Genomic DNA, 353 nt, shown 5'->3' on the forward strand with positions numbered 1-353 from the left:
GCATGTGGATCAACTTCAAACTGTCTGACCGGTATTTTTTGCAACACTTGCCGCCAGAGGCGCACGAGGAGTTGCTGCATCTGCGTGCCGAGCCCCAGCTCAACGAAACACCCCTGCGCCAATTGGTTGCCCAACACTATCCAATCGAATACTTCCAGCCGGACACCGCCAATCGTGACTGGCTGATTCTGGTCGGCCTGGTGCTGGCTGCCGTTCCGATCATCATCGTTTGCGGCTTGTGGTTTTTGCGCCCCTGTCCAGCCAGTTCTCGGCGATCGCCCAGGGTGCGCGGCGAGTTGCCGGCGGTGATTTCCTGACGCGCCTGCCGGTTCACCGCGACGCACCCGACGAGC

General features: G+C 60.6%; 1 pseudogene. It reads left to right on the plus strand.

The annotated features are described in order from the left end of the window. Positions 1–317: pseudogene (locus tag QK296_RS28985) on the plus strand (two-component sensor histidine kinase); the annotation flags it as partial. Positions 318–353: the final 36 nt, after the last annotated feature.

Source organism: Pseudomonas sp. AL10, assembly GCF_029960685.1.
GTDB lineage: Bacteria > Pseudomonadota > Gammaproteobacteria > Pseudomonadales > Pseudomonadaceae > Aquipseudomonas > Aquipseudomonas lactis.